Genomic DNA, 24,770 nt, shown 5'->3' on the forward strand with positions numbered 1-24,770 from the left:
ACGTCGCGAACGCTGAAGGCCGGCACGCGGCTGCACCGTGTGCATTCCGACTCCTACGCGGCCGACCAGTTCAATCCCGGGCTGAAGGGCAACGCGCGCTTCAGTCCGATCAAGGATGCCAGCGGCGCGCCGGTGCCGACGATCTATGCGGCCACGACCTTCGAGGCTGCCGCGATGGAATCGGTTTTCCACGACGTCCCGCACGCGCCCGGGTTCAAGCAGTACGACAAGCGCAAGCTGCAGGGACAGGTGCATTCGAAAGTGCAGGTGACGCAGGACTTGGTGCTGGCGGATCTGAGCAGCAAGGCGCTGCGCAAGCTCGGCATCCCGCGACGGGATCTCATCGACACCGAGAAGGATGAGTACCCGCGCACGCGGCGGTGGGCGGAGGCGATCCACGCCCAGCGTCCTGATGTGCAGGGGCTGGCCTGGACCTCGCGCCAGGACGACTCCGCCCAGGCCGTGATGCTGTTCGGCGACCGGGTGCCTGACGGTGCCCTGCAGCATGCTGGCGACTCGCTCAGCCTGGTCGGCGACGAACAGACCTACGCGGACCTGCTGGCGCTGGCCGAGGTGATCGGCGTGCACGTCGTGCAGGGCAAGGGCTCGTAGGAACCAGGCAGGCGCTGACCGGTCGAACGCGCGCCGGGCCGCTGCGGCGAGTTCAGCTGGGTGCGCTGCTCAATGCAGTGCTTTTTCGGCGACGTCGCGCGCTTCTCGCGCCAGGTTGTCGGCCAGGCGCTCCAGGTTCTCCGCGTGCTGAATCGCCTCTATGGACGGTCCCCGTCCGCTGCCCGTTTGCGCTGCGATGTAGGCGGCGACGACGACCCCATGGGCCTGCCGCGCCAGCTCGCTGGCTTCGACACACGAGTCGTGCAGTGACATCCAGTTCTCCCGGTACTCGTCCAGTGTCGGCATGTTCTCCCTCTTGGTTTCCTCGCAACCAGAGTATCCAGGGACGGTCCGTTGTATCAGTTGCAGGGCTTGATCAGGCGAGTCGCCGGCGCGCGTTCAGTCTGCTGCCTGACTCAATGCCTTTTCAGCAATGCTGCGGGTCTCCCGCGCAAACTTGTCGGCCAGACGCTCGAGTTTCTCCGCGTGCTCTATCGCCTCTGCAGTTGGCCCCTGGCCGTTGCCCGCCAGCGCTGCGACGTAGGCCGCAGATACCAGGCCACGTGCTTCCCGTGCCATTTCGTTCGCTTCGACGTAATGATCGTGCAGCGTCGTCCAGTACTCGCGGTATTCGGCCAGCGTTGGCATCGTCGTCCCCTGGTTTGTTGTCTTGACCCGCGCAGTATCCGAGGCCTGATTGCCGGGATGAAGTGCCTCCTGAGGGGCCATGCTGTGGCTGCACCGCTCCCTTGCCCACTCCTTTAGGCGTGGAGCAATTGCACGCGACCTCAAACCGTGAAGAGTTCTCGCCTGCCACCCGAACGAAAGACCGCGACGCCATCAGGGCTTCAGTTCCCGGGCGACCCGACCGAATCTGCCGTCGGTCTCTGGCACTTCCGTCGCCAGGCCGAACCAAGGCAAATCCGAGTTGATCCGCGCCCTCGTCCACAGCGTCCGCCGCTCGTACCGGTCCACCGATCCCTGTCGTTATCAGGCGAAATCGGCGGCGCGCACGTGGGAACTGCGTCACGCAAGAGCGAAGCGGCGCGGGCGCCGGCTCGGTTGCCTTGATCTACATCAAATCGGACCCCGGCCCAAACGACCAGTCTGTCGGTTGGCCCGCCATCACCGTCCTGCTTGTGCGGCTCGTGAGGCCATGCGCGGTAGCGGGTGAGGGGCAAGTTGCCCCGCCCGTCGCGCCCTCTGACCCCGAACAAGAACTGGAATGTTGATGACCTCTGCCACCGCGCCAACCCTTTCTGCCGCACCCTACGACTCAAGACCGCTCAACCCGCCCACTGCCATGGATGGCGGCGGCGCCGACTTCTTCCGCTTCCATGGCGTCTGGGCGCCCGGCGTGCGGCTGTTCCGCCGCATCAACTTCGCTTCGAAGGCCAGCATCGTTTCGGCCGTGTTCCTGGTGCCGCTGCTGGTGCTTCTCGCGGCGTACCTCAAGAACGTGCACCACACGCTGGTGTTCGCGGAGGAGGAGCGCGCGGGCATCGAGTTGCTGCAGGTGGCCGACCCCTGGCTCATCGAGGTGCAGAAGCAGCGCCGGCTGGTGCTGTCCGGCGTTGCGCCGAGCGTGGACGTCGCAGCGATCGACGCGGCGGCCAAGCCCGTGAAGGAACTCGTGGCGCAGCATCATGCCGGCCTGGATGCGGGCCCGGCGCTGGCCACCGCCCTCAAGGCGCACGAAGCTCTGGTCGCGGCCCTCGCGCAAGGCAATGACGCCCGGCGCGCAGCCGCACCGATCCAGGCCTACGTGGCCGCACTGCAGTCGATGCGCCAGACGGTGCTGGACGTGTCCAACCTGTCGCTGGATCCCGAGCAGGCGACCTACTACGTCATGGCGGTGTCGACGACCGTCGCGTCCGACGTGATCGAGTCGGTGTCGCGCACGCGGGGCCTGTCGGGCTACGCCGCGCGAGAGGGCGCCTCGGTGCGCAGCCTGCAGGAGCTCTACGCCGTGTGGGCGGATGGCTACGGCAAGCTCCACGGCATCGCCGACCAGCTCGAGCGGGCTGCCCAGGCGGAGCCCAGCCTCAAGGGGCGCTTGTCCGCCACCGAGGCGGTCGACGCCACCGGCGCCTTCTACACGGCCAGCGAGAAGGCCTGGTTCGAGGGCAGCTTCGACGCGCAGGTGCAGGGGTTGCAGGACAGCGGTCAGCGTGCCGTGGACGTGCTCCGCAAATTCTCGGCCGACGGCATGCGCGTGCTCGACGAGTTGCTGAAGCAGCGCATCGACGGCACCACGCGCGTGCGCAACCTGACGCTGCTGGTGGTCGCGCTGTCGCTGACGCTCGTGCTGTACCTCTTCTACAGCTTCTACCGCGTGATGAGCGGCGGCCTCAGCGAGGTCGAGCGCCATCTCAAGCAGATGACCGATGGCGACCTCACGACCTCGCCGCGCCCATGGGGTCGTGATGAAGCGGCCCGGCTGATGCTCACGCTGGCCGAGATGCAGCAGGCGTTGCGCGGCATCGTGTCCGAGGTGCGTAGCGCCTCGGACGGCCTGGTGAACGCGGGCGGCGAGATCGCCACGGCTTCTGCCGACCTGAGTCAACGCAGTGAACAGGCGGCCGCGAATCTGGAGGAGTCGGCGGCCGCGATGGAGCAGATCGCCACCACCGTGCGCAACACTGCCGAGTCGACCACCGCCGCCGCCCAGCTGGCAGGCGACAACTCGACGTCGGCCGAAGCCGGCGGTCGCACCATCACGCAGGTCGTGGAGATGATGCAGGGCGTGCAGGCCTCGTCCTACAGGATCGCCGACATCATTGGCGTCATCGACGGCATCGCCTTCCAGACCAACATCCTGGCGCTCAACGCTGCCGTGGAGGCCGCCCGTGCTGGCGAGCAGGGCCGCGGCTTCGCGGTCGTGGCCGGCGAGGTCCGGACGCTGGCGCAGCGCAGCGCGCAGGCGGCCAAGGAGATCAAGCAGCTCATCACCGACAGCGGCGAGCGCGTGGACGCGGGCGGCCGCGTCGTCGGCCAGGCCGGCGATCAGATGGGCCAGCTGCTGCGTACCGCCGAGCGCATGAAGGGCTTGATGGACGAGGTGCTGAACGGCACCTCGGAGCAGACGGCGGGCATCAAGCTGGTCAGCGAATCGCTGCAGAACCTTGACCAGCAGACGCAGCAAAACGCCGCCCTGGTGGAACAGACCGCCGCCGCCGCCACGGCCCTGCGAGAGCAAGCCGTCGGACTCGCCGGGCGGGTCGCGAAGTTCAAGTTGCCTGGCTGAGCCTTGCGCAGCGGCAGGCGAGGGCCCTAGAACAGGCGCGGCGGCGGGTCCGCCGGGTCGCCGAAGTTCGGGGCGGGACCGAACAAGGAAGTGCCTTCGGGGAGTTCAGGTGCCTGACCCGACAGGAGCGACGCACCTTCGAGCCAGGGCCTGGACGGGATCGGCATCGGCCGCCCCGGGTCGCCTGAGGCGTCCCCGCCGGCCAGTCGGGCGCCTTGGAGAAGCGCCGAGGGCGTCGTGTTGGGCCACTCATCCTGGCCGAGCGTTCCGGCAGCGGTCGCCGCGGGCCCACCCCACAGCACCGAGTGGCCTGGCACAAGCCCGGCGCGCTTGGGCTTGGACAGCTGAGCCCTGCGCTGCCGCTCCGGCCCAGGCGGCGCGGTGCGTTGCTGGCGCAGCAGCAACTGGCGCTCCAGTTCCGAGGGGCCGGCGGGATCCAGCTCAGAACGGAGGCCGGGCGCCCGGGCGCCCTCGGTCTTGCCGGGGGCGGCGGCGGCTGGCTCGGGCTCCTGCGCGTGCGCGCGGCGCGCCAGGTTGTGCAACTGCTGCTTGATGCGATCCAGAAGTCTGCCCACGGCATGCCCCTCACAAGTCACCGGAGGGCGAATCGTCCTGCGGCTGTCAGGCCGGTGTCCACCTGAAATCTGATGATGGGGGTTGCTCGAAGTCGCGGTGGGCGCAAGCTGGCCGTCGAGGCGCCCCTGCCGGCCGCCCCTACGAGGGGCTGGACCCCATTGTGCGAAAAGCGCCCAATACCAGTGATCTGGCCATTGATTTTGCGCAAATCATGCAGATTAGGGACGTTTTCCAGCCACAGCTTGCGAGCTTGCCGCTATTAACAACAAGAAGTTCGCTCCCTAAACTGTTACAGCCGGCCAAGAAATAAGAAATAGGTCAAGGAGATGGAGTTGGGTTGGGGAAACGGGCAAGAAAGACGCCGGCTGCGCATCTGGCTGTGGGCTACGGTGACCGCGATGAGTTTTGCGCTGCTCGTGCTCGTGGCCGGCACGCTGCACTACTCGGCGCAGGGGGACCAAGCCAGCCGCGAAATGAACCGGCAGCTCGAGTTGAACGCTCGCATCCGGCAATTGCAGATGGTGCTCAGCGCCTTGGCGGACGCCGAGACCGCCCAGCGCGGATACCTGCTGACCGGCAAACCGGTCTACCTGCAGCCTTACCTGAAGGCCCGCGACGAACTGCCCCGGCTGCTTGAGGCGCTTCGGCCCCACCCCGTGGACACGCCGGACATCGCCGGCCGCGTCGGTGGCATCCGCAAGCTCGCCGATCTGAAGCTCGCCGAGATGGCCGAGGCGATCAGGCTGCGCGAGACGGGTCAACTCACGGCGGCCCTGGACCTCTTGAACACACGCCGGCTTGAACTACATGTCGCAGGCCCGCAGCGAACTGGACCGCGCCCTGGACACCCTCCGTGCGGACCGTGATGCGGTCGTGGCCAACATGGTGTCGGGCATGCTGTTCACGCGCCGGTTTACCAGCTGGGCGGTGGTCGCCCTGGTCGTGTGCACGCTGCTGACCGGCCTGCAGACCTCGCTGCTCTTCGCATCTCAACGCCGCTGGGCAAGAGAACTGGCCCAGAGCGAGGCGCGGCACAGGGCGATCGTGGAGGACCAACAGGAACTCGTGCTGCTGGCGCAACCGGATGGCCATCTGATCTACGTCAATCCTGCCTTCGCCAGGGCGTTCAGTGCCGAGCAGCAAGCCCTGGTGGGGCGCAACCTCTTCGACTTCGTAGAGCAGACCGACGTCCCCGCAGTGCGGCAGCTGATCGAGGGCGTGGTCAGGACTGGCCAGCCGGGGCTCGGCGAGAACCGCATCAGGGCAACGGACGGCCGGGATCGCTGGATCGCCTGGTCCAACGCACTGCAACGCAGCGCCAACGGGGAGGCGGTCATCCATTCGGTCGGCCGCGACATCACTGATCGCCGCAAGGCCGAGGACGAGCTGCGCGCCAGCAAGGAGTTTCTCGACCGCACCGGACGGGTGGCGGGCATCGGCGGCTGGGAGGTTGACCTGCGGACCAACCGCGTGCACTGGTCGGAGCAGGTCCGCCGCATCCACGAGGCCGCGGACGATTTCATCCCGACGAGGGAGAACGCGGTGAGCTTCTATGAAGGGGCCGCGCGCACCCGCATTGCCGAGGCCTCGCGGGCCGGGCTGGAAGAGGGCGTGCCCTTCGACCTTGAACTCCCCATGATCACCGCGCGTGGCAATCGCATCTGGGTGCGCAGCGCGGGCGAGGTCGAGCGCGACGCGAATGGCGCGCCGGTGAGGATTGTCGGTGCGCTGCAGGACATCACCGAACGCAAGCTGCTTGAAGAGCAGCTTGCCGAGAGCGAACGCTTCCTGCGCCAGATCACCGACAGCCTGCCGGTGCGCCTGGCCTATCTGGACCGCGAGCGGCGCTTCCGCTTCGCCAACGCGGCGCAGCAGCGGCGCATCGGGCTCGCGCTGGAGGAGATCCTCGGCCGCAAGCGCGCCGACCTCATCCGCGGACCGCAGGAAGAGGTGGTCATGGGCTGGTACGAGGCGGCCTTCGCGGGCCGCGCGGAGCACCAGACCTACGAGGAGCACATCGGTGACGAGATCAAGACGACGCAGAGCCAATGGATCCCCGACGTCGCGCCGGACGGCAACGTGATCGGCGTCTACGCGATCAGCATCGACGTCACCGCGCAGCAAGCGGCCGAGCGTCGGCTGCGCGAGCTCAATGAGATCCTGGAGCAGAGCACCGATCTGGTCATCCAGACGGATTGGGAGGGGCGCATCAACTACCTCAACCCGGCGGCCTGCCGCGCCCTGGGGCTGGCGACCGACGATCTCGCCCATGGCCGCTCGTACCTGGAGTTCATCACGGACGACGTCCGCGAGCGCTACAGCCAGGAGATCACGCCGGCGGTGCGAGAGCAGGGCGTCTGGATCGGCGAGACGACGGTGCTGCTGCCCGGCGGCCAGATCACGCCCGTGAATCACATGGTGATTGCCCACCGCGGCGGCGGCGAGGGTCAGATCACTCGCTACTCCTCAGTCATGCGCGACATCTCGGAGCGGGTCGCGGCGCGCAAGGCGCTTCGGCAGCAGACCGCCACGCTGGGCGCCATCGTCGAATCGGTGCCCGCCATGGTCGCCGTTTTTGACGTGGACCTCCGCTACATGGTGGTCAACCGGGCCTTCGAGCGCTGGCGCGGCAGGCGCCGCGACGAGGTGATTGGGCGCGGCATCGCCGAGCTGTTCGGGCAGCACGAGTACGAGCGCAGCCTGCCGTGGGCGCAGCGCGCGCTGGCCGGCGAAACCGTGAGCTACGAGAAAGACTATCCCGAGGCGGTGCTGAACCAGCACCTCAGCGTCAACTACGCGCCGCTGCGCATGGAGGACGGCAGCGTGGCCGGCATGGTGGCGGTGGCCCAGGACATCACGCTGCAACGCAACGAGGAGAAGCGGCTGCTGATGCTGGCCGAGCGCGACTCGCTGACCGGCGTGCTCAACCGGGTCGGCTTCAACCACCATCTGGCTGCGCGGGGCGACGGCGCTTCAGGCGCGACGACCGCGCTGCTGTTCATCGACTTGGACCACTTCAAGCCCGTTAACGACACCTACGGCCACGCGGTCGGGGACGAGCTGCTGCGCCAGTTCGCGGAGCGGGTGCGAAGCATCGTGCGGCCCGGTGATGCCGTGGCGCGCATGGGCGGCGACGAGTTCGCCGTGGTGCTCAACGACGTGCGCACGCAGACTCATGCAGATGCCGTAGCCGACAAGATCGTCGAGATCGCACGGCTGCCGTTCACGATCGGCGACGTGCAAGTCAAGGTGAGCGCCAGTGTGGGCGTGGCGCACGGCCTCGATCCCGGCAAAGGCTGGCAGGGCCTGGTGGACGACGCGGATGCGGCGGCCTATCGTGCCAAGGGGGCAGGCCGCGACCGGCGCGCCTGACCGCGACGCCCGGCCGGGGCTAGCCGGCGAGGTGTTCGTAACGGTCGACGGCAGTTGGTTCCCGACGGCCTTCGGTGCCGGGACTACTCGCAGCGTTGCGGGCAACTGCAGCGGGCTTGGCGCGTGCGCGGCAGCTCGATGGTGCCGGCTATCACAGAGTAGGGATCCTGCGCCAGCAGGCTGATCGTGTCGACCAGCCGGTCCAGGTCCTGCCCCTTGTCGTAGAAGGCGTCGACGCCCGAGCCGGCGCAGTCGGCACCGCAGGCGCCGTTGCCGCCCGCGACCATCGCGTAGGCGGTGCCCTGGAACCCGGCACTGCGCAGGCGCTCCAGCGCCGAGCAGCCCGTGCCGTCGGCCAGTTGAGGAGCGATGAGCAGCACGTCGGGCCGGCTCAGCGCAGTGACCAGGACGGTCTGTTCTTCGCTGACGGTCGTGCCCACGACGATGGCGCTGGGCACGTCGCTCAAGCGCTCCTGCAATTCCTCTCTAAAGGCGTCGGAGGCATCGGCAAGCAAGATTTTCATGGCGGATCGGGTCTTCGGGGAGACATTCTCCGAAGCGCACTACCATGGGTCTGCGGGCGGACCGCGCCGGTGTTGGTGGTGAATTCGCTGCAACCAGCGTAGGCAATTTACCTACACGCGTGGACGCCCGCGCCGTCGCTGCACCGAAGCCCTCGCGGTGCGGCGGCGCGCATACAACCCGTGGCCCACGCCGCCTGGCCGACTGCCGAGCAGAGCGTCCCCCGAAGGTGCTTCGCCGTGCGGCGAGCGCATCGGGAGTGTCCCGGGGAGTGCGCGGGGGGCAAACCTAGAATGATTCGATGGCCGATCACGCTTTCGCATCGACTTCGGCGGTCAGCCCGCCACGCCGCAAATTCTTCGCCAGTATCAGCGCGAAACTGCGCGGGCTCGTGGCGCTGATGGCCTTGTCCTCGCTGTTGCTGAGCGGCTTTGCCGGCTACGCGGTCTTCAAGGCCGAGAAGGAGTCGACGGTGCATGCGGCGGGCCAGACGGCGCAGGCCCTGGCATCCGTCGTGGAGCGGGAGTTGGCCGTGCGGTCCGCACTGCTGACCGGGCTGGCCGCCTCACCATCGCTGCGCCGCGGCGAGCTCTCGGTGTTCTGGGACGAGGCCAAGCTGGTCGAGCGTGATCCGGTCGACGTCATCGTGCTCACGGATGCGGACGGCAAGGACCGGCTCAGTACCGCCTCACCGCCGAACGAACAGCAACTGGGCCCGACCCGCTTTGCCGCTGCCGGCGGCGCCAACAAGAACGTCTCGGACCTGCTGCCGGCCGCCGAGCGCCAGGGCGCGGCGTTCGGGGTGAGGGTGCCGGTGGAGGTCAACGGACAGCCGATGTACCTAGGGCTCTACAGCAACGTCTCTCAGCTGCAGAGCCTCTTCAAGGAGCAGCCGCTGCCGGACGGCTGGCTCGGGACGGTCATGGACAGCCGGGGCTATGTCGTGGCCCGCACGGTCGACGCGCAGCGACGCATCGGCCAGCGCATCAGCGAGTACACCCGGACCGCGGTGGCCACGGCACGCCAAGGCGTCGTGAAGACCAACAACCTCGACGGTGAACCCGTGTTCGGCGTGTTCAGCAAGGCGGCGGGCTCGGACTGGCTCGTGATCGTGTCGCTGAGCCGGTCGCGCCTAGCCCAGGGGGCGTGGCTCGCCTTCGGCGTCACGCTGGCTATGTCACTCGGCTTCGCGTTCCTGACGCTGAGCGTGGCCCGTCGCATCACGCATTCCGTCCTGTCGCCGCTGCGGGAGCTGTCGAAGCAGGCGACGCTGCTGGGCGAGGGCCACAGCGTGCCGGAGTGCTCCACCGGCATCCCGGAAATCGATCCCGTGCAGTCCGCGCTGGCCCGCGCCAGCCGCGAGCGGCAGGAGGCCGACCAGCGGCTGCGCAGCGAGGTCGAGGCCGCCGTAAGCGCCTCGAAGGCGGTGCAGGAAGGGGCCGTGAGGAGCCAGAAGCTGGAGGCGCTGGGGCGCCTCACGGGTGGCATCGCCCACGACTTCAACAACCTGCTGCAGACCATGACCACCGGTCTGCTGCTGGCGCGGCGGCTCAGCCAGGATCCGCGCGGCAGCAAGGCATTGGAGGCCTGCCAGCGCGCCACGGAGCGCGCGGCGCAACTGACCCGGCAACTGTTGTCTCTGGGGCGGCGCAAGGGCGGCCACCAGGCGGTGGTGGATGTGGAGACCGAGGTGGACGACCTGGTGCCGCTGCTGCGCGGCGCCGCGGGCAGCTCCATCGAGCTCGCCTTCGAGATTGCCAAGCCGCTGGGCACGGTGAAGACCGACCCGGTCCACCTCGAGCTCGCCGTGCTGAACCTGGTACTCAACGCGCGCGACGCCATGTCGGGCAAGGGTCACATCACCATTGAGGCCAGTGTCCACGGGCCGGGCGAGCTGCCCGAAGGCCTTGTCGATCAGCCTTTCGTCCGGCTGGCGGTGGTTGACGACGGCGAGGGTATGAGCGCCGAGCAGGCGTCGCGGGCGTTCGAGCCCTTCTTCACGACCAAGGAGGTCGGCAAGGGCACGGGCCTGGGGCTGGCGCAGGTCTACGCCTTCGCTACCCAGTCCGGCGGGACGGTGACGCTGCAGAGCGAACCGGGGGAGGGCGCGCGGGTGACGATCTGGCTGCCGCAGTCGTCGAGCAGCGCGGACGCGGCGCCGGCGAGTCCCGCTGGCGGGACCGCACCCTGCATCCAGTTCAGTGGGAGCGTGCTGCTGGTCGAGGACGATGACCTGGTGCGCGAGGTGACGGCCCAGGCACTGGCCGAGCACGGCTTCTCGGTGACCACGGCCACGACGGCGGACGAGGCCCTGGCGCTGCTGCAGACGGGCGTCGATGTCGACGTGCTGCTCTCCGACATCGTGATGCCGGGCACGCGCAGCGGCGTCGACCTGGCCCGCACCCTCGCCGTCTTACGGCCGGCGCTGCCCGTGATCCTGGCGAGCGGCCATCCCATCCGCATCGAGGAGGCGCCCGACGTCGTCTTCGTGCCCAAGCCCTACGAGATCGACCGCGTCGCGCGCCGCCTGGCGTCGGCCATGGATACCGCCCGAGCTAGTTCGGACTCTGGTTTCGCTAGCCTCGACGATGCGCCTCGCCCTGGACGCAGCGCCAGTTCCTGAGGGCAGGGCGGCCCAAGTTGCGGCGCAGATGCGCCCGTGAGTTGATCAGGATCAAGCCCTCCGGGCAGCCTGTATCGACAATAGGTGCATTGCAAATGCATGTTCTTGTTGCGGGTGCTGCTGCCCAAGTGAGCGGCCCGTGGCGCGACGTGCCGCCAGCCCACGACATGCCCACCGCGCTCATCCCTGCTTCCGACATACGGGCGCTCCTGACCGAGGAGTTCCTGCGCAAGTTCGACACCCCCGGCCCCCGCTACACGTCCTACCCGACGGCGGATCGCTTCGGCGAAACCTTCGGCCCCGGCGATACCCTCCAGGTGCTGTCGGATCTACGCGCTCGCAGTCCCAGCGCGCCGCTGTCTCTTTACATCCATATTCCGTTCTGCGAGCAGCTCTGCTACTACTGCGGCTGCAACAAGATCATCACGAAGCACCACGAGCGCGCGGTTCAGTACCTCGACATGCTCGAGGCCGAACTGGCGCTGGTGGTCCGGTCCCTCGGCGTGGGTCGGCCGGTGTCCCAACTGCATTTTGGCGGCGGTTCCCCGACTTTTCTTTCCGACGACGAGCTCGCGCGCGTGATGGCCGCGCTGGGGGCCGCCTTCCGGCTGACACCGACCTCGGAGATCTCGATCGAGGTCGACCCGCGAACCGTCACGCCGCAGCGGCTGGCGCACTTCCGCAGCCTGGGCTTCAACCGGCTGAGCTTCGGCGTCCAGGACTTTGACCCGGAAGTGCAGAAGGCCGTCCATCGAGAGCAGTCCTTCGACATGGTCCGCGGGCTCATGCTCAGCGCCCGGGAACTGGGCTACGAGTCGATCAACGCGGACCTCATCTACGGACTGCCCAGGCAAACGCCCGAGAGCTTCGCCCGGACTATCGAGCAGATCAGCGAACTGCGCCCCGACCGCATCGCGCTGTACGCCTATGCGCACCTGCCCGAACGGTTCAAGCCGCAGCGGCGCATCCACGAGGCGGACCTGCCCGTGCCGGCACACCGCATCGCGATGCTGGGAGGCGCAGTCGAAGGGTTCCTTGCCCGCGGATACGACTACATCGGCATGGACCACTTCGCGCTGCCGCAGGACTCGCTGGCCATCGCCAAACGGGAAGGGCGGCTGCATCGCAACTTCCAGGGTTACAGCACGCAGCACGACTGCGATCTGGTCGCGCTGGGCGTATCAGCCATCGGCCGGGTCGGCTCGGCGTACTACCAGAACGCGAAGACCCTGCCCGAGTACTACGAGAGCATTCAGCGAGGTCAACTGCCCGTAGTCCGGGGCTACGCGCTGAACCCGGACGACGAATTGCGGCGCAGCGTCATCATGGCGCTGATGTGCCAGGGACGCCTGGAGTTCGACGAGGTGGAGCGCCAGTTCAGCGTGGTGGTCGACGCCTACTTCGCGAAGGAACTGGCCGCGCTGCGCGCGATGGCAGATGCCGGCCTGGTCGAACTTGAAGCGCGGGCCGTGCAGGTGACCGTCGTCGGCTGGTTCCTCGTGCGCGCGGTGGCCATGGTGTTCGACCGGCATCTGCAGGCGGCGCAAGACCGCCGGCGCTTCTCCAAGATCGTCTAGCCCGATGAAACTGCCTGACTTCTTCGACGAGATTCCCCGCCTGCGGGTCCAGGATCCGCTGGCGCGCGTCTTCGGCTGTGCCGAGGATGGCGTGCTGGAGTACAGCTTTGCGGACGCGGTGCGCATTGCGGGGCACGGATGCCCGACAGTGGCATCGGCCTACTGGCTCACTTTCCTCGCCCTGGAGCGCCTCTACCCGGACGCACTGCCACAGCGTGGCGGCATCAAGGTCGAGTTCCGCGACGATGCGCGCTCCGGCAGCAGCGGCGTCATCGCGACGGTGGTCCAAATGCTGACCGGCGCTGCCGGGGGCTCGGGCTTCAAGGGCCTCGGCGGCCGGTTCAGCCGGGCCGGCCTGATCCGCAGCAAACCCGAGCTGCTGATGCCGCTTCGTTTCACCCGCTTGGACACGCGGGAGGCCGTCGACGTCGGGGCGGATCTGTCCGTCATGCCCGACGTTCCCGAGATCGACGGCTTGATGAAGCGAGTCGCCGCCGGCCGAGCGACGGCCGAGGAGGAGCTTCGGCTGGGCTCGATCTGGCGCGACCGGGTACGCTCGTTGCTATTGGAGTTCGGGCGAGACCGTGCCGTGTTCATGGTCTGCCCGGTCGATCACCCGGGGCACAGGCCTGGCGACCTGCAGGCCGCCTGACTCCGAACAGGAAGGCCGCATGGCCAAGCGCTTCCCCATCAAGCCCGCCAACCCCGAGCGGATCTGCTGGGGTTGCGACCGATACTGCCCGGCCGACTCGCTGCAGTGCGGCAACGGCAGCATCGCCACGCCGCATCCGTCAGAGCTGTTCGGCGACGACTGGATGGCCTGGGGGCTCGATGCACAGCCAGCGACGGGCAGTGGCGACAGGGTCGCGCAGCCTCAGGTTGCGCGCCTACCCGCCGGAGCGGAGCAAGGCGATCGTGAGCAGGGCGCTGGAATCCTGGACCGCTGAAACCTTGTGCAGCGCATCGCCCGGCAGGAACAGCAACTGGCCCGCGGCGAGGCGTCGATCCTTGCCTTGCGCTTCGACGCGCAGTTCCCCTTCCAGGCATTGCAGCGTGATGTCGCCGGGAACCCGGTGCGGCGGCAGCACGCTGCCGGCGGCCAGCACCAGTCGGATGACCTCCAGGTGCTCAGCCTTGAACAGCGCAGCGGTCTTGGCGCCTGACAGTGACGCCCCCAAGGGTTTGATATCCCACGGCTCGCCGGGGGTGACGTGCTGAAGTGCCATGATGATCTCCTGTGCTGCACTACCTGGTGCTACGGGGGCGCCGCCGCTCAGCCGCGTTCGGCCAAGGACTGAAAGTGGCGATCTACTGTCTTTGCCAGCCGGTGCATGTGCACCAGCGCCAACCGCGTCGTCAGGTCGGCTCGACCTCCCGCCGCGGACGCGTCGATCGCGGCAATCACCATGCGGACTTGGCTGGACGCCGCTGCCACTTCTGGCACCGGCTTGTGCAGCAGCAGGGTCAGCCGTAGCACCTCCACGCAACCATCCGCGTTCCGCAGTTGCGCGGTCAGTTGCCGGCCCCAGGTCTTGTCGGCGGGCACGGCCTTGCGAAGGAGCACGACCATTTCGTCCAGGTCGTTCAGCTTGGCGGCGATGTCCTCGGGGAGCAGGACGGAAGGCCTTTCGGCGGGGGCATCGGTCATCATGGGTAGGAGTGAGGCGCCATTGTCCCATCGGCCCCGGGCACCGCTGCAGCGTTGACGGCGACCTCGCGCGTGAAGTGTGCAGGCCGGACCGTGGCACGGGCGTGACGCGCGGTCCGGAGTCGGTGGCGGTCAAGCCACCGCGGAGAACGGCATTCCCGGCAGCGTCAGTGCGGGGCAGAGGTAGTCTGGCTCCCCGTTCGGTATCGATGCCGGGCGGTCGCTGCGCTCCAGATGCTCAAGTTTGACGAGCAGCGCCTGCGCATGGGCAAGGAGTTCGCCCTCAAGCGAGGGCAGGTCGGCGCGGATCTCTGCGGCCTGCCGGCGCAGCCAGCCCGCGCAAGCCCGTGCCGCTTGGTCTTCGATCGCGATGAGTTGGTCGAGGTTCAGCATGTTGGCTCTCCATCAGGTTGGATCGTTGGCGGCTTCGGCGGGGCACCGTGTAGTTGACGGGCTGCCCAGGTAGCACGAGGTCACCTGCAGGCGGTTGTGTCCGAGCAGACGGGCGGCGCGCTGACGCGCGGCTTCGTCGCCGGCCGCTCGTGACGTCGCGCCGCGCACCGGTGAGGGCGCGCCCGCGTCGGCCTCGAAAGCGTCGTTGACGTGTTGATGGCGCAAACCGTGGGCCACGACGCCGAGCTGCTTCTTGGAGATCCCGCACTTGCGGATCACGTAGTAGAAGCGGGACTGGGACTGCTGGGCGGTCATCCCTGGCCGGCCGACGTACATGCCGGGCGCCACGGACGCAGCCACACGCTCCAGCAACTCGCGTTGCGCGTCTGTGCGTATCGGCACGTCGCGCGGTCGGCCGCCCTTTGTGCCGTGCACGATGCGCAAGAAGGCGTTGCACTCAGGGAAAGCCGTCGCATCACGGGGATTGGCTGCCTCGCGCGCGATCACGGCGCCGTGCAGCCGGAAGTGGCGTGCTTCCTTGCCACGCATGCCGAAGGCGGCGCAGAGCTCGACCTGCAGGCCGACCCAGCTGTCGAGCGCCGCGATCTCGGCGATCTTGGACGCGATGTCAACTTCGTGCGCGCTCCAGCTGTGGTCACGAGTCGCAACTTGGCTGCGGTGCGCATGCTGCGACTCGCTGCCGACGTAATGCTGCGGCTCGCGCACCATGCCCGGCTTGCCGATCCAGCCGGCGAAGGTACGCAGGAAGCTCAGGTAGTTGTGGATGGTCGCGGTAGCCAGCTTGCGTGCGAGCCAGCGCTCCAGCATTGCCTCGATGTGACGGTTGGCAAGTTGTCGCGGGTCCACGCGGCGGTACTGCGTCGTGCGCCGCAGTTCGCGAAAGAAACTCACGAGAAAGCGCTCGCGATCGCGCATGGTCTTGAACGACACGCCCTTGTGCTTCGCGCTGTGCTCATGGTTGTGCTTGAGCAGGATGGCGCCTAGCACGCGCACGTAGTCACGCGTGCCCATGGGCAGGCGGGCCAGGATGGCGTCGGGATCGCGGGCCGAGCCGGCGGCGTGGCGCCGGGCATGGCCTCCGCCGTCGGGGCCGGGAACGGTGCCGGCTCGCGGCACTTGCTTCACAGTCATGTTGCAACTCCAGAACAGAGGCCGCTTGAGCCAGGGCGGCCGTTGAACGGGGTGGGACGTGGAGGGCACAGCGCAACCGCGCGTCGACGTCCCGACGTGCGCGGTTGTTTCGAGGTCGAGCAAAGCCATCGGCGTGGGCGACCTCAAGGCCACGTCGATGCGTCCGGGTTTGCGGCCAGGCTGGCCACTGGTAGGGGCGTAAAAAAAACTACGCATGGCAGACCGCGCGCGTTTCCGCGCGGGGACTCCGGTGCACCTTGCGGTGCGGGCGGCGACGTCTCTGTGGACGGCGCTCGCCATCCCAGGCTCAGGGCCTGGGCTCATAGGTGATCGTGGTTCCCGGTGCTTCCCGACGGACGGACGCTCGCCCTACCAACGGCGAGATCGGGGCCGCGTCATGGCACCGGCGGTCGCGCCTCATGGGGGCGACGGCAGCCGGGCGCCCTCACAGGGGCGGTTGACGAAGGCTCGGGGGTTCTGCGCGGCTCTGCGGCTACGCGGACGGGGGCCAGCATGCTCATAGGCACGCGGGCAGGTCAGGGGATCGCCTCAAGGGCGGATCGCAAGGAGGAAGGGGGTCACCGCGTCAGGCGCGGCGGGCTCCAGCGGAGCGAGATGCGAGGGCGGGTCACGACCGCAAACGACTGCCTCTTCGTGGCGTGAGAGAAAGGCCACCGGAACACAGCGTCCGACCTGCGATTTCGTGGCAGGCACACAAAGCTCGACGCCAAGTTGACACCACCCACTCCGCTGCTGTCAAGCGCGATGCCGAGGAATTCAAATGTGTTGACACACGGCGTCTAGATGCTAACTCCCAGCTTGAGGGCGATGCTCTCCTCGGGTTGACAAGCAATCCGGCCGACCTCTGGTTTGGCTTCCGGTTTCCGGAACCTGCGGCGCGCCTCTGCCGCAGGCTTGGACGCGCTGCCGATGGGGCTCTTGCGGGACCCGAGCGGGGACGCGCCGCGGCTTCGGCGACGTGGCGAAAGTGGCGACGGTCCTCGTGCAGGCCCGCCACGGGACCCGACAAGGGCCCTGGGACTCGCTTCTCGATGGCTGGAGGCCCGGATTTCCGATATGCGCGCGTTGATCGCGCCGGACATGCTCGGCGCCCAAGACTCCAGTGAAAGGCTCTATCCATGGCTCCCATCATCCGTGCCATCGACGTCGGCTTCGGCAACACCAAGTACGTCGTGGCCTCGACGCCTGGCAAGATCGACTGTGCCCAGTTCCCCTCGATCGCCTACTTCATGTTCGGCGATGCAGCACAGGACGCGATGGGCACGAAGCGAAAAACGGTCGCCCCGCATGTCGACGGGCTGTACTACGAAGTGGGACCGGACGTGGAGCTTGCTTCGGACCGATTTCGTGGGCGAAATCTGCATGACGGATTTTCTGAGACGCCCGAGTACCGCGCATTGCTCGCCGGCGCGCTGCACTTCATGAAGGTCGACAGGGTTGACTTGCTGGTGCTGGGCCTGCCGGTGGCGCAGTACGTTGCCAAGAAGGCAGCGCTGGAGAAGTTGTCGGGCCTGACGTTGGACGTCGGGCGCAAGCGCAAGGTCAGTCTCGGACGTGTGATCGCAGTCGCGCAGCCGCAAGGCGCACTCTTCGCGTACGCGACGCAGCTGGGCGCGCCGAGTTCCGTAGCCCAGGGTCGCAGCCTGGTGGTGGATGTGGGATCGCGGACCTTCGACTGGCTGGTGACCCATGGCATGAAGGTGGTGACGAAGATGAGCGACTCAGTCACGCGCGGCGTGTCCGACGTGCTCCTGGCCATCGCGAGGGAGATCGGCCGCGAACTGAAGGAGGACTACCGAAACCTCGAAGCCATCGATCTGGCATTGCGCAGCGGCAAGAAGTTGAGGGCCTATCAGCGCGAGTACGACCTGAAGCGCTACGACACCATCGTGCAGAAGGTGGCTGACCAGGCGGTGGTCGCGATGGTGCAGAGCCTCGACGGCAAGGACCAGATCGAAAACATCGTCCTCGTTGGTGGCGGGGCGCAGCTGTTCCGCAAGGCGGTCAAGAAGCATTTCCCGCGCCACGAGATCCACGAAGTGAACGAGCCGATCTATGCCAACGTGCGAGGCTTTCAGCTTCTCGGCGAGCTCTACGCCCGCGAGAAGCCTGACCTCGCCCACGAACTGGCAGGATCTGCGACAGCTGCGACAACTGCGACGGAGGCGCGGCCATGACTGCCGCAGCCGGCGCCAAGCTGCAGATGAAGCTGAGCCTCGCGGCGGATGAAACACCGGATCTCTTTCATGCGCTGTCGGCGGTCAAGGACGCGAAGCGTCGGACCGGACGCCTGAAGGACCTTGCCGCCAAAGGTCTGTTGCTCGAGCGCTCCGGCTCGCTGGCCCTGGCGAGTGCGCCACCTGCGCCGATCAGCGGCCCGCAAGCCGAGCACGCTGCAGGACACGATGACGCTCTGACGCGGCACCTGCCGCCGGGGGTGACAGGCGGCAGTCTCGTAGCAGCCTGGGAGCAACCTGAAGGAGACGCAGATGCGAGGAAGGCGTGACGATGCTTTCGTGAGCGCCAGCGAGTTGGCGCAGATGGCCTACTGCGAACGTCAAGTGGCGTTCGACGCTGCGTTTGGACAGCAGCCCACGCCTGAGCGGCGCGCTGCCCAAGCGCGCGGAACGCGGGCGCACGACGAGTTCTACCGCGAGAGCCAGCGCATCGCCCGGAACAGCGCGCGCAAGGGATATTGCTTCGTCGCGACGCTAGCGCTCGGCGAATGCGACGAGACGCGCGCACTGCGTGCCTTTCGGGATCTCTACCTGAGGCGCACGGCGGCGGGTCGCTGCTTCATCTACGCCTACTACCGACTGTCCCCGTCGCTGTGCGATTGGATGCGCCTGAGGCCGCGCCTGGTGCGCGCCTGCCGAGCGCCACTACGCCTGCTGTCCGCGATCGCAACGATGCTCGTCGAGAAGGCGCTGGGAGCTGACCATGCATGACGCCTGGGGTGCCATCTTCGTTTTGATGCTGTTCGTGGCGTCGGCCGTACTCTTCGCGCGGCTGCGCAATGGTGCGGGGGGCGGCGACGAGCGCGGGCTACCCCGCGAGTTGGTCGGCGCCGAGGTTGCCTTTGCGGAGCAAACATTCCGGTCGGCGCGCAACGGACTGATCGCCAAGCTGGATCGCGCCTATCGCCTTGAAGGCCAGCTCAAGCTGGTCGAGCTGAAAACGCGCCTTTCGGACGTCGTCTACATGGTCGACGTGGTCGAGATGTCGGTGCAGCGCCTTGCTCTGCAGGATCAGACGGGCGAGCCGGTATCCATGGACGCGTGGGTGGTGGTCCAAAGTTCCAACACCGGCAGTCGGCGGCCGCACCGCGTGCGCTTGCTTGGTCGCGACGAAATCGACAGCATGGCGAAACGATACCGCCAAATCCGCATCGGCAGGATCAGTGACCCGACGCCTGCACGCTCGAATGCTCAATGCAAAAGGTGTTCTCACTGTGACCGCTGCGCGGCCACCTTTCACGATCGATGAGTCGGCAAACTCGCCGGGTTCAGTTCTCACCGCCGGTGCTGGACTTTCTGGCATAGAACACCGCGACTTCCTCAATCTCGGCGTCCGTCATGGGGATCGCGATGCTGCGCATCTGCGCCTGCGAGTCGTTGCGGCGCTCGCCGGATCTGAACGCCTTCAGCTGCTGGACCAGGTACTCCTTCGGCATACCTTCGATCCAGGGCGCACCCAGTTTTTGATCGATCCCGCCGTGACAGGACACGCAGGGAGCGATGTTGCGCAGCGGAGCTCCTACGCGCACCAGGGCGGGCAGGGACTCGTCATAGGTCGTCGGCGCGGTTCGCGCCTTGGGAAGATAGGCGTAGTAGGCGGCCAGGTCGTTGATGTCCTTCTCGCTCAACCGCTTTGCCAGGGCCTCCATGATCGGACTCCCTCGCTTGCCGCTCTGATAGTCCTTCAACTGCTTGATCACGACTTCCGGGTACTGCCCCGCGAGGTTGGGCGCGTCGGACTTGCTGGCTCCCTGGGCGCCGTGGCACATCGTGCAGTTCAGCGCCAGCGTCGCGCCGCGGCCAACGGCATCGTTGCTCCCTTCACGGGTCATCGAGCGATCGAGCACGACATTGGTTGCCGTGGGCCTTGCCTTTGCGGCGCTGTCGTTGTTCCAGTTCGTCGGGACACCAGCGGCGCGACAAATGCTCGCCCATAGACCCTGCGCACTGAAATCTGCCTGCGCACTCGGAAGCCAGATGAAACCCACCAGCGCGGACCCGAGCGCGAGCAGGACAAGGCCAACGACACTTCGTCGAACGATGGGATTGGACCAGCCAAAAGTGCCGCTCTCGCGCATCATCGACTCCCGATTGGAATGACCGGGACGTAGGCGTCCGGGAGCAGTGCCAACTGAACGATCGGGTAGCCGTAGTTCACCAGCGTCAGCGCCACCATCATCGCGACCCACAATCCCAGACCGTTCAAGGCGACCGGCGTGTGGCCATGGGGGTGTGCGGGGCGGCTGAATTCGAACGGCTCCACGATCTTGGCTCTGTGCCGAGCTGCGGTCGCCAAGGCATAGATCAGCAAGACGCCTGAGGCCAGCAAGATGAAGCCACCGATTGCCGAGGCGGTGACGGTCCAGGCCTGCGGCGCGATGTCAGGATGGCTGTAGTCGTAGTACGCCATGCGGCGAGGCATGCCCAGCAGGCCCACCAGGTGCCAAGGCATAGACAGGATCATCATGCCGACGAACCAAAGCCAGATCTGCGCCTTGATCAGGCCGGGCGAGATCGGCGCGCAACCCGTGAGCTGCGGCCACAACTCGTAAGCCGCCATGAAGTACATCAGCACGATCGCACCGGCGAAGATCAGATGAAAGTGCCCGGTGACCCACTGCGTGTTGTGAATGGTCTCGTTCAGCTGGTAGCTCATGTTGATGATGCCGCCGGCACCGCCGAACCCGAGCATCACGAACGAGAAGGTCACGGCCAGCATCATCGGGTTGCCCCAAGGCAGTGTCTTCACCCAGCCGAAGAGCCCCTGGCCCCCGCGCAGCCGCCCGGCTATCTCGACGGAGGCCACGATGGTGAAGACCGTCAGCAGCGTAGGCACCGAGACCATGGCGGTCATCACCGCGTGGACGAACTTGAAGCCGGCACCGACCTGGGGATCTGCGAACAGGTGGTGGATGCCGATCGGCATCGAGAACACGAGGAACAACGCGAAGGACGCGCGACCCATGGTGTCGCTGTAGAGCCTGCCGCCGATGGCGCGTGGCACGATCGTGTAGAACACGATGTACGTCGGCATCAGCCAGAAGTAGACGATGGCGTGCAGCGTCCACGAGAAGAAGACCCGCGCGAGCCCCGCGTTGATGGTGTCCGTCAGGCCCAGCGACGCCGGCAGGATCAGTACCAGCACCTCGATGGCTGCACCGAGCGAGGTCCAGGCCCACAGGAAGGCACCTGCGGTGTTGCCGTACATCGCCAGCGGCACCGAAGCGCCGGGGTTCTCCTTCTTCCACGCACGCAGGTTGATCGCCATCAGCGCGACCCAGATCCATGAGCCGACCACCACCAGAACGACGCCGAGGTAGTAGAACGGGCTCGCCAGCATCGGTGGGTAGAACGTGTAGAGCACTGAGGCCTTGCCCAGGCCCATCGTCACGGCGGCGACGGCAGTCCCCAAGACGACCAACCAGAAGCCGCCCCAGGCCCAGCGAAGCCCGATCAGCGGCCGTTTGAGCGCCAGCTCTGTGATCGCATATCCGAAGCCCATGGCGACCAGCGTGGGCAGGACATAGGCCATGACGGTGCCGTGCGCGGTGACCGAACGGTAGTAGTGCTCCGGGTTGTTGACCCAGGTGGACAGCGGGCTGCGGATGTACATCTGCCATGCGCCCAGGACGAGGGCGCCGAAGAAGGCGATGAAGGCGACCCAGAAGTGCGCCAGGACAAGCTTCTTAGCGTGGAACACAGCTCATCCTTTCACCACCGCGGGACCTGGCCAGGAACTCGTCGCGGGGCAATACCTGCACTCGGGCCCACATCGCTTCGTGTCCTGTCCCGCAGTATTCGTGGCACGGCATCAGTTGCTCGCCGGCCTTCGGGAAGGTCGCAGTGAACGTGGCCACGAAGCCAGGAACGAGCATGGTGTTGGCGTTGGTCTTGCCGACGACGAAACCATGGATCGCGTCGGTAGCCGTTCCCCTGAATGTCACCGGCATGCCTTCCGGCACCACGATGCACTGCGGGACGAAGGAGTACTGCTGAGCGATCAGTCGCACCGTGACTTTGCCGTCAGGCCCGAGCGCGGTGCCCAGATTGCTTTCGACGAACTCGCCCTTGAGGTGTACCGTCTTCACGTCGATCGTCTCGACGCGCGAAGGCGGCATCGAGGCCCAGTGGAGGCCCGTCACGACCATCATTGCACCGAGCAACGCAATGATGCCCAGGACGATGATCGCCCAACGCCGCTCAGCGGCGACGGCAATCGCCTCGCCCTCACTTCCGGGCAGGGCGGCGCTCACTGGACGGCTCCCCGCGGGAGGAACGCGAACAGGTAAAAGGCGAAGTAGATCGCTACGACGATGGCGGTCGCGATGCCGGCCACCGCGAACGCGCCTGACGGGCCCTTGCGGACAATCTCGTCGACTCGACGATCCTCTTCCTCAAGTTGTTGTTCCGTCACCTGGTCTCCCTTCATTCGGGCAGCAGTCTGCGCAGTTCATTGGCCTGGGCCGGGGTGACCGGCGTGCCGCTGTTGTCCCATGCGACGCGGATGTACGTCACCACCGCGGCGACCTCTTCATCGCTGAGGATGTGGCTGAACGGCGGCATGCCGTGAGGCCTGGGGTTCTTTTTCGTGCCCGGGGCGTAGCCGCCATTCAGCACCATGCGGATCGAATTGACGGGTGAGGCCATGGTGATGGATTGGTTGCCGGCGAGCGGTGGATAGGCCGGCGTGTGCCCCTTGCCCTCGTCGCCGTGGCACATGGCGCACTGCGTCGCATAGACCTTGCGCCCCATCTCCATCACCCCGGGGCTGACGAGCCGGGCCTGGCTGGTGGGAGGTGGCTCCGAGTCCCTCTGGGGCAACGCCTTCAGGTATACGGCCATCGCCTTCACATCCTCGTCGGAAAGGTACTGGAGGCTGTTGTAGACCACCTCGGCCATCGGACCGTAGGTCGTGCCCCTGTGCGAGACCCCAACCTGCAACAAGTCGACGATGTCCTTGATGTCCCAGTTTCCAAGGCCCGCTTCGCGATTGGAGGTGAGCGAAGGGGCGTACCAATTCTGGTTCGGGATCATGCCGCCCTCGAAGGCCTTGGACTCGCTTGAGCCACCCAGCGCGTTGATCGCGGTGTGGCACATCGCGCAATGGCCAAGGCCTTGGACCAGATAGGCGCCGCGGTTCCACTCGCCGGTCTGCCTCGGGTCCGGGACGAACTCGCCTTCCTTGAAGTAGAGCGTGCGCCAACCGAGGAGCAGGTCGCGGTTGTTGAACGGGAACTTCAGCTCGTGTGGCCGGTTGCGTTGCTTCACAGGCGGGACGGACATCAAGTACGCATAGATTGCGTCGGAGTCCGTTCGCGTCACCTTGGTGTACGAGGCGAACGGCATCGCCGGATAAAGCAGCGTCCCGTCCTTGGAGACGCCCGTGTGCATCATTCGATAGAAGTCGTCCGCGGTCCATTTGCCGATGCCCGTCTCATCGTCGGGCGTGATGTTGGGGACGTACAGGGCGCCGAACGGCGTGGGCATCGCGCGGCCGCCGGCGAAGGCCTTGCCGTTGGCCTCCGTGTGGCATGCCACGCAATCACCTGCGCGCGCGAGGTACTCTCCCTGCGTAATGATCTGGGTCGTCGCGCTGACGGCGGGACCTTTCGGTCCCTCGGGGAGGGCGCCCGGATGCAGCCACATCAGCACGCCGACGCCCAGCAACGCGAGAACGCCGAGCGCAAGAAGCAGGCGAAGTGCACGTCTCATACCACTCACCGCTGCTGGCTGCCGCACGCGAAGGGCATGCGCACGAGGTTGGAGGACTCGGGCGCTGGATTCTTCGGCTCCGGTTGCTGTGAAAGCCAAGCGGCGACCGCCGTGACGTCTTCGTCTGACAACCGCATGGCGACTCGCTTCATGCAGTCTGGCTCAGCCGCATGTCTCTCGCCGACCCGCCATCGCGTGATCTGCGCGACGATGTAGGTCGGACGCAACCCCACGAGGCCCGGGATGCCCGGCTCCATGCCCGTCAAGGCCGAGCCATGACATGCAACGCACGCTGGGACGCCCTTGGTCGCGTCACCAACGAGGATCAAGGACTTGCCGCGGCCCAGCGTCGCGTTGTCGACGGTGGCCGTTTCCTTGGCTGCGAACGGAGGGCGTTGTTGTGCGAAGTGCTCGGCGATCTCCTTGAGATAGGCGTCAGGCAGGTAGGCCACCAGATAGTTCATCGGAGCATACCTTCGCCTTCCATCGCGGAAGGCAGCCAGTTGGTTGTAGAGGTAGCCGGCGGGCTTGCCGGCGATGCGGGGAAAGTAGCCGTTGTTCGTGCCTTGGCCGCTTTGTCCGTGGCAGGTTACGCAGCCCTGGACGCGGGCTTCGATCGAATCCACCGACTTGAACGAGGGGATGGCATCGGTCTGGGCACAGACCACGTTGCAGATGCCGAGGCCTCCCGCGAGCAGCACATATCGCATCGCCGCGCGAATGGTCGGCGCGCTCGTCACTCGTCGACTCCAGATACTTGCCAGCGAAGGCCGGCCGCGTTGGGCGCGGATGCTGATACGGAACAACGGAAGTACATCGGTGGCTCCCTGTGCATTTGTCGCGCCTCTGGCCGACGGCAAAGAAAACCTGCCGCCTGTCGAGTCGCGAAGCCGTCGATACCTGCTTGCTTGCAAAAATCCTAGCGCTCCAAAGCGGTGCATGCAACCAGCAGCTTCCTACAAGTCCCTGGAGCCGTTGTAGGCTCAAGCAGCCGTGGTGTTGAGAAATCTTCTCGGCTCTCGGCTAGGGCCGAGGCCTTTCCCCGGCGTCGGTATCAAAGGCAGCGCGTTGAGGCTCG

General features: G+C 66.8%; 26 protein-coding genes. 12 read left to right on the forward strand and 14 right to left on the reverse strand.

The annotated features are described in order from the left end of the window. Positions 1–39 precede the first annotated feature (39 nt). The gene (locus CDN99_RS15750) at positions 40–612 is read left to right on the forward strand and encodes an RES family NAD+ phosphorylase (protein WP_238139545.1); all 573 of its coding nucleotides are present in this window, start codon (positions 40–42) and stop codon (positions 610–612) included. Between the two features lie 69 nt (positions 613–681). On the opposite strand, the gene CDN99_RS15755 is transcribed toward CDN99_RS15750, so the two are convergent. Together CDN99_RS15755 and CDN99_RS15760 are read right to left on the reverse strand one after the other, a co-directional pair. Beyond that, positions 682–918 carry a hypothetical protein gene (locus CDN99_RS15755; protein ID WP_088385806.1) on the reverse strand — a complete coding sequence of 79 codons (237 nt, stop codon included), beginning with the start codon at positions 916–918 and terminating at the stop codon, positions 682–684. A gap of 93 nt (positions 919–1,011) precedes the next feature. Further along, positions 1,012–1,341: a hypothetical protein gene (locus tag CDN99_RS15760; protein WP_141100815.1), complete on the reverse strand. Its 330-nt coding sequence runs from the start codon at positions 1,339–1,341 to the stop codon at positions 1,012–1,014. A 496-nt stretch (positions 1,342–1,837) separates the two neighbouring features. Between CDN99_RS15760 and CDN99_RS15765 the strand changes: the two genes are divergently transcribed. Beyond that, on the forward strand, positions 1,838–3,859 hold the full coding sequence (locus CDN99_RS15765) for a methyl-accepting chemotaxis protein (protein WP_238139546.1): 2,022 nt from the start codon (positions 1,838–1,840) through the stop codon (positions 3,857–3,859). A gap of 26 nt (positions 3,860–3,885) precedes the next feature. Here the strand turns inward: CDN99_RS15765 and CDN99_RS15770 are convergent, their stop codons facing one another. Continuing rightward, on the reverse strand, positions 3,886–4,434 hold the full coding sequence (locus tag CDN99_RS15770) for a hypothetical protein (RefSeq protein WP_088385809.1): 549 nt from the start codon (positions 4,432–4,434) through the stop codon (positions 3,886–3,888). Between the two features lie 327 nt (positions 4,435–4,761). Between CDN99_RS15770 and CDN99_RS15775 the strand changes: the two genes are divergently transcribed. Together CDN99_RS15775 and CDN99_RS15780 are read left to right on the forward strand one after the other, a co-directional pair. Beyond that, positions 4,762–5,301 (forward strand): CHASE3 domain-containing protein, encoded by a 540-nt coding sequence (locus CDN99_RS15775; protein ID WP_088385810.1) that lies wholly within the window; start codon positions 4,762–4,764, stop codon positions 5,299–5,301. Further along, positions 5,243–7,807 (forward strand): sensor domain-containing protein, encoded by a 2,565-nt coding sequence (locus tag CDN99_RS15780; protein WP_088385811.1) that lies wholly within the window; start codon positions 5,243–5,245, stop codon positions 7,805–7,807. The genes CDN99_RS15775 and CDN99_RS15780 overlap by 59 nt, the downstream gene beginning before the upstream one ends. An 83-nt stretch (positions 7,808–7,890) precedes the next feature. Here CDN99_RS15780 and CDN99_RS15785 read toward each other — a convergent pair whose 3' ends face one another. Beyond that, entirely contained in the window at positions 7,891–8,331 is a 441-nt protein-coding gene (locus tag CDN99_RS15785; protein WP_141100817.1) for a helix-turn-helix domain-containing protein, read from the reverse strand. A 299-nt stretch (positions 8,332–8,630) separates the two neighbouring features. On the opposite strand from CDN99_RS15785, the gene CDN99_RS15790 reads away from it, so the two are divergent. The 4 genes from CDN99_RS15790 to CDN99_RS15805 all read left to right on the forward strand — a co-directional run bounded on the left by CDN99_RS15790 (position 8,631) and on the right by CDN99_RS15805 (position 13,476). After that, complete coding sequence (locus CDN99_RS15790; protein WP_088385813.1) at positions 8,631–10,952, forward strand: hybrid sensor histidine kinase/response regulator; 2,322 nt, start codon at positions 8,631–8,633, stop codon at positions 10,950–10,952. Positions 10,953–11,119: 167 nt separating this feature from the next. Next, positions 11,120–12,529 (forward strand): oxygen-independent coproporphyrinogen III oxidase, encoded by a 1,410-nt coding sequence (hemN, locus tag CDN99_RS15795; protein WP_088385814.1) that lies wholly within the window; start codon positions 11,120–11,122, stop codon positions 12,527–12,529. Positions 12,530–12,533: 4 nt separating this feature from the next. After that, positions 12,534–13,181 (forward strand): hypothetical protein, encoded by a 648-nt coding sequence (locus CDN99_RS15800; protein WP_088385815.1) that lies wholly within the window; start codon positions 12,534–12,536, stop codon positions 13,179–13,181. Between the two features lie 19 nt (positions 13,182–13,200). Next, entirely contained in the window at positions 13,201–13,476 is a 276-nt protein-coding gene (locus CDN99_RS15805; RefSeq protein ID WP_088385816.1) for a DUF3079 domain-containing protein, read from the forward strand. On the opposite strand, the gene CDN99_RS15810 is transcribed toward CDN99_RS15805, so the two are convergent. The 4 genes from CDN99_RS15810 to CDN99_RS15825 form a co-directional block, all read right to left on the reverse strand. Further along, a complete protein-coding gene (locus CDN99_RS15810) occupies positions 13,417–13,755 on the reverse strand; it encodes a cupin domain-containing protein (RefSeq protein WP_088385817.1) in 339 nt (112 codons plus the stop codon). The two genes, CDN99_RS15805 and CDN99_RS15810, sit on opposite strands and share 60 nt — an antisense overlap. A gap of 47 nt (positions 13,756–13,802) precedes the next feature. Then, the gene (locus CDN99_RS15815; RefSeq protein ID WP_088385818.1) at positions 13,803–14,180 is read right to left on the reverse strand and encodes a hypothetical protein; all 378 of its coding nucleotides are present in this window, start codon (positions 14,178–14,180) and stop codon (positions 13,803–13,805) included. Between the two features lie 129 nt (positions 14,181–14,309). Then, on the reverse strand, positions 14,310–14,570 hold the full coding sequence (locus CDN99_RS15820) for a hypothetical protein (RefSeq protein ID WP_088385819.1): 261 nt from the start codon (positions 14,568–14,570) through the stop codon (positions 14,310–14,312). A gap of 12 nt (positions 14,571–14,582) precedes the next feature. Further along, positions 14,583–15,851 (reverse strand): tyrosine-type recombinase/integrase, encoded by a 1,269-nt coding sequence (locus CDN99_RS15825; RefSeq protein ID WP_158218857.1) that lies wholly within the window; start codon positions 15,849–15,851, stop codon positions 14,583–14,585. Positions 15,852–16,861: 1,010 nt separating this feature from the next. Between CDN99_RS15825 and CDN99_RS15830 the strand changes: the two genes are divergently transcribed. From CDN99_RS15830 to CDN99_RS15840, 4 genes are read left to right on the forward strand one after another with little or no spacing between them, the layout of a single operon-like run. After that, positions 16,862–17,920, forward strand: a complete 1,059-nt coding sequence (locus tag CDN99_RS15830; protein ID WP_088385821.1) for a PRTRC system protein D — start codon at positions 16,862–16,864, stop codon at positions 17,918–17,920. Further along, positions 17,917–18,249 carry a hypothetical protein gene (locus CDN99_RS28265; RefSeq protein ID WP_141100818.1) on the forward strand — a complete coding sequence of 111 codons (333 nt, stop codon included), beginning with the start codon at positions 17,917–17,919 and terminating at the stop codon, positions 18,247–18,249. The genes CDN99_RS15830 and CDN99_RS28265 overlap by 4 nt, the downstream gene beginning before the upstream one ends. Positions 18,250–18,259: 10 nt before the next feature. Beyond that, entirely contained in the window at positions 18,260–18,691 is a 432-nt protein-coding gene (locus tag CDN99_RS15835) for a CFI-box extended C-terminal domain-containing protein (RefSeq protein WP_141100819.1), read from the forward strand. Then, entirely contained in the window at positions 18,684–19,229 is a 546-nt protein-coding gene (locus tag CDN99_RS15840) for a PD-(D/E)XK nuclease family protein (protein ID WP_088385823.1), read from the forward strand. The genes CDN99_RS15835 and CDN99_RS15840 overlap by 8 nt, the downstream gene beginning before the upstream one ends. A 19-nt stretch (positions 19,230–19,248) precedes the next feature. Here CDN99_RS15840 and CDN99_RS15845 read toward each other — a convergent pair whose 3' ends face one another. From CDN99_RS15845 to CDN99_RS15870, 6 genes are all read right to left on the reverse strand, one after another. Continuing rightward, positions 19,249–20,058, reverse strand: coding sequence for a c-type cytochrome (locus CDN99_RS15845; protein ID WP_238139547.1), 810 nt, complete (start codon positions 20,056–20,058; stop codon positions 19,249–19,251). Continuing rightward, the gene (locus CDN99_RS15850) at positions 20,058–21,680 is read right to left on the reverse strand and encodes a cbb3-type cytochrome c oxidase subunit I (RefSeq protein WP_088385825.1); all 1,623 of its coding nucleotides are present in this window, start codon (positions 21,678–21,680) and stop codon (positions 20,058–20,060) included. The genes CDN99_RS15845 and CDN99_RS15850 overlap by 1 nt, the downstream gene beginning before the upstream one ends. After that, positions 21,667–22,164 (reverse strand): cupredoxin domain-containing protein, encoded by a 498-nt coding sequence (locus tag CDN99_RS15855; protein WP_375134448.1) that lies wholly within the window; start codon positions 22,162–22,164, stop codon positions 21,667–21,669. Before CDN99_RS15855 ends, CDN99_RS15850 begins: the two co-directional genes overlap by 14 nt. 65 nt (positions 22,165–22,229) lie before the next feature. Beyond that, the gene (locus tag CDN99_RS15860) at positions 22,230–22,409 is read right to left on the reverse strand and encodes a hypothetical protein (protein ID WP_088385826.1); all 180 of its coding nucleotides are present in this window, start codon (positions 22,407–22,409) and stop codon (positions 22,230–22,232) included. After that, a complete protein-coding gene (locus tag CDN99_RS15865) occupies positions 22,406–23,626 on the reverse strand; it encodes a c-type cytochrome (protein ID WP_375134449.1) in 1,221 nt (406 codons plus the stop codon). Before CDN99_RS15865 ends, CDN99_RS15860 begins: the two co-directional genes overlap by 4 nt. A 71-nt stretch (positions 23,627–23,697) precedes the next feature. Continuing rightward, positions 23,698–24,402 (reverse strand): c-type cytochrome, encoded by a 705-nt coding sequence (locus CDN99_RS15870; RefSeq protein ID WP_088385869.1) that lies wholly within the window; start codon positions 24,400–24,402, stop codon positions 23,698–23,700. Positions 24,403–24,770: the final 368 nt, after the last annotated feature.

It is taken from the genome of Roseateles aquatilis (assembly GCF_002205645.1).
Taxonomy (GTDB): domain Bacteria; phylum Pseudomonadota; class Gammaproteobacteria; order Burkholderiales; family Burkholderiaceae_C; genus Roseateles; species Roseateles aquatilis.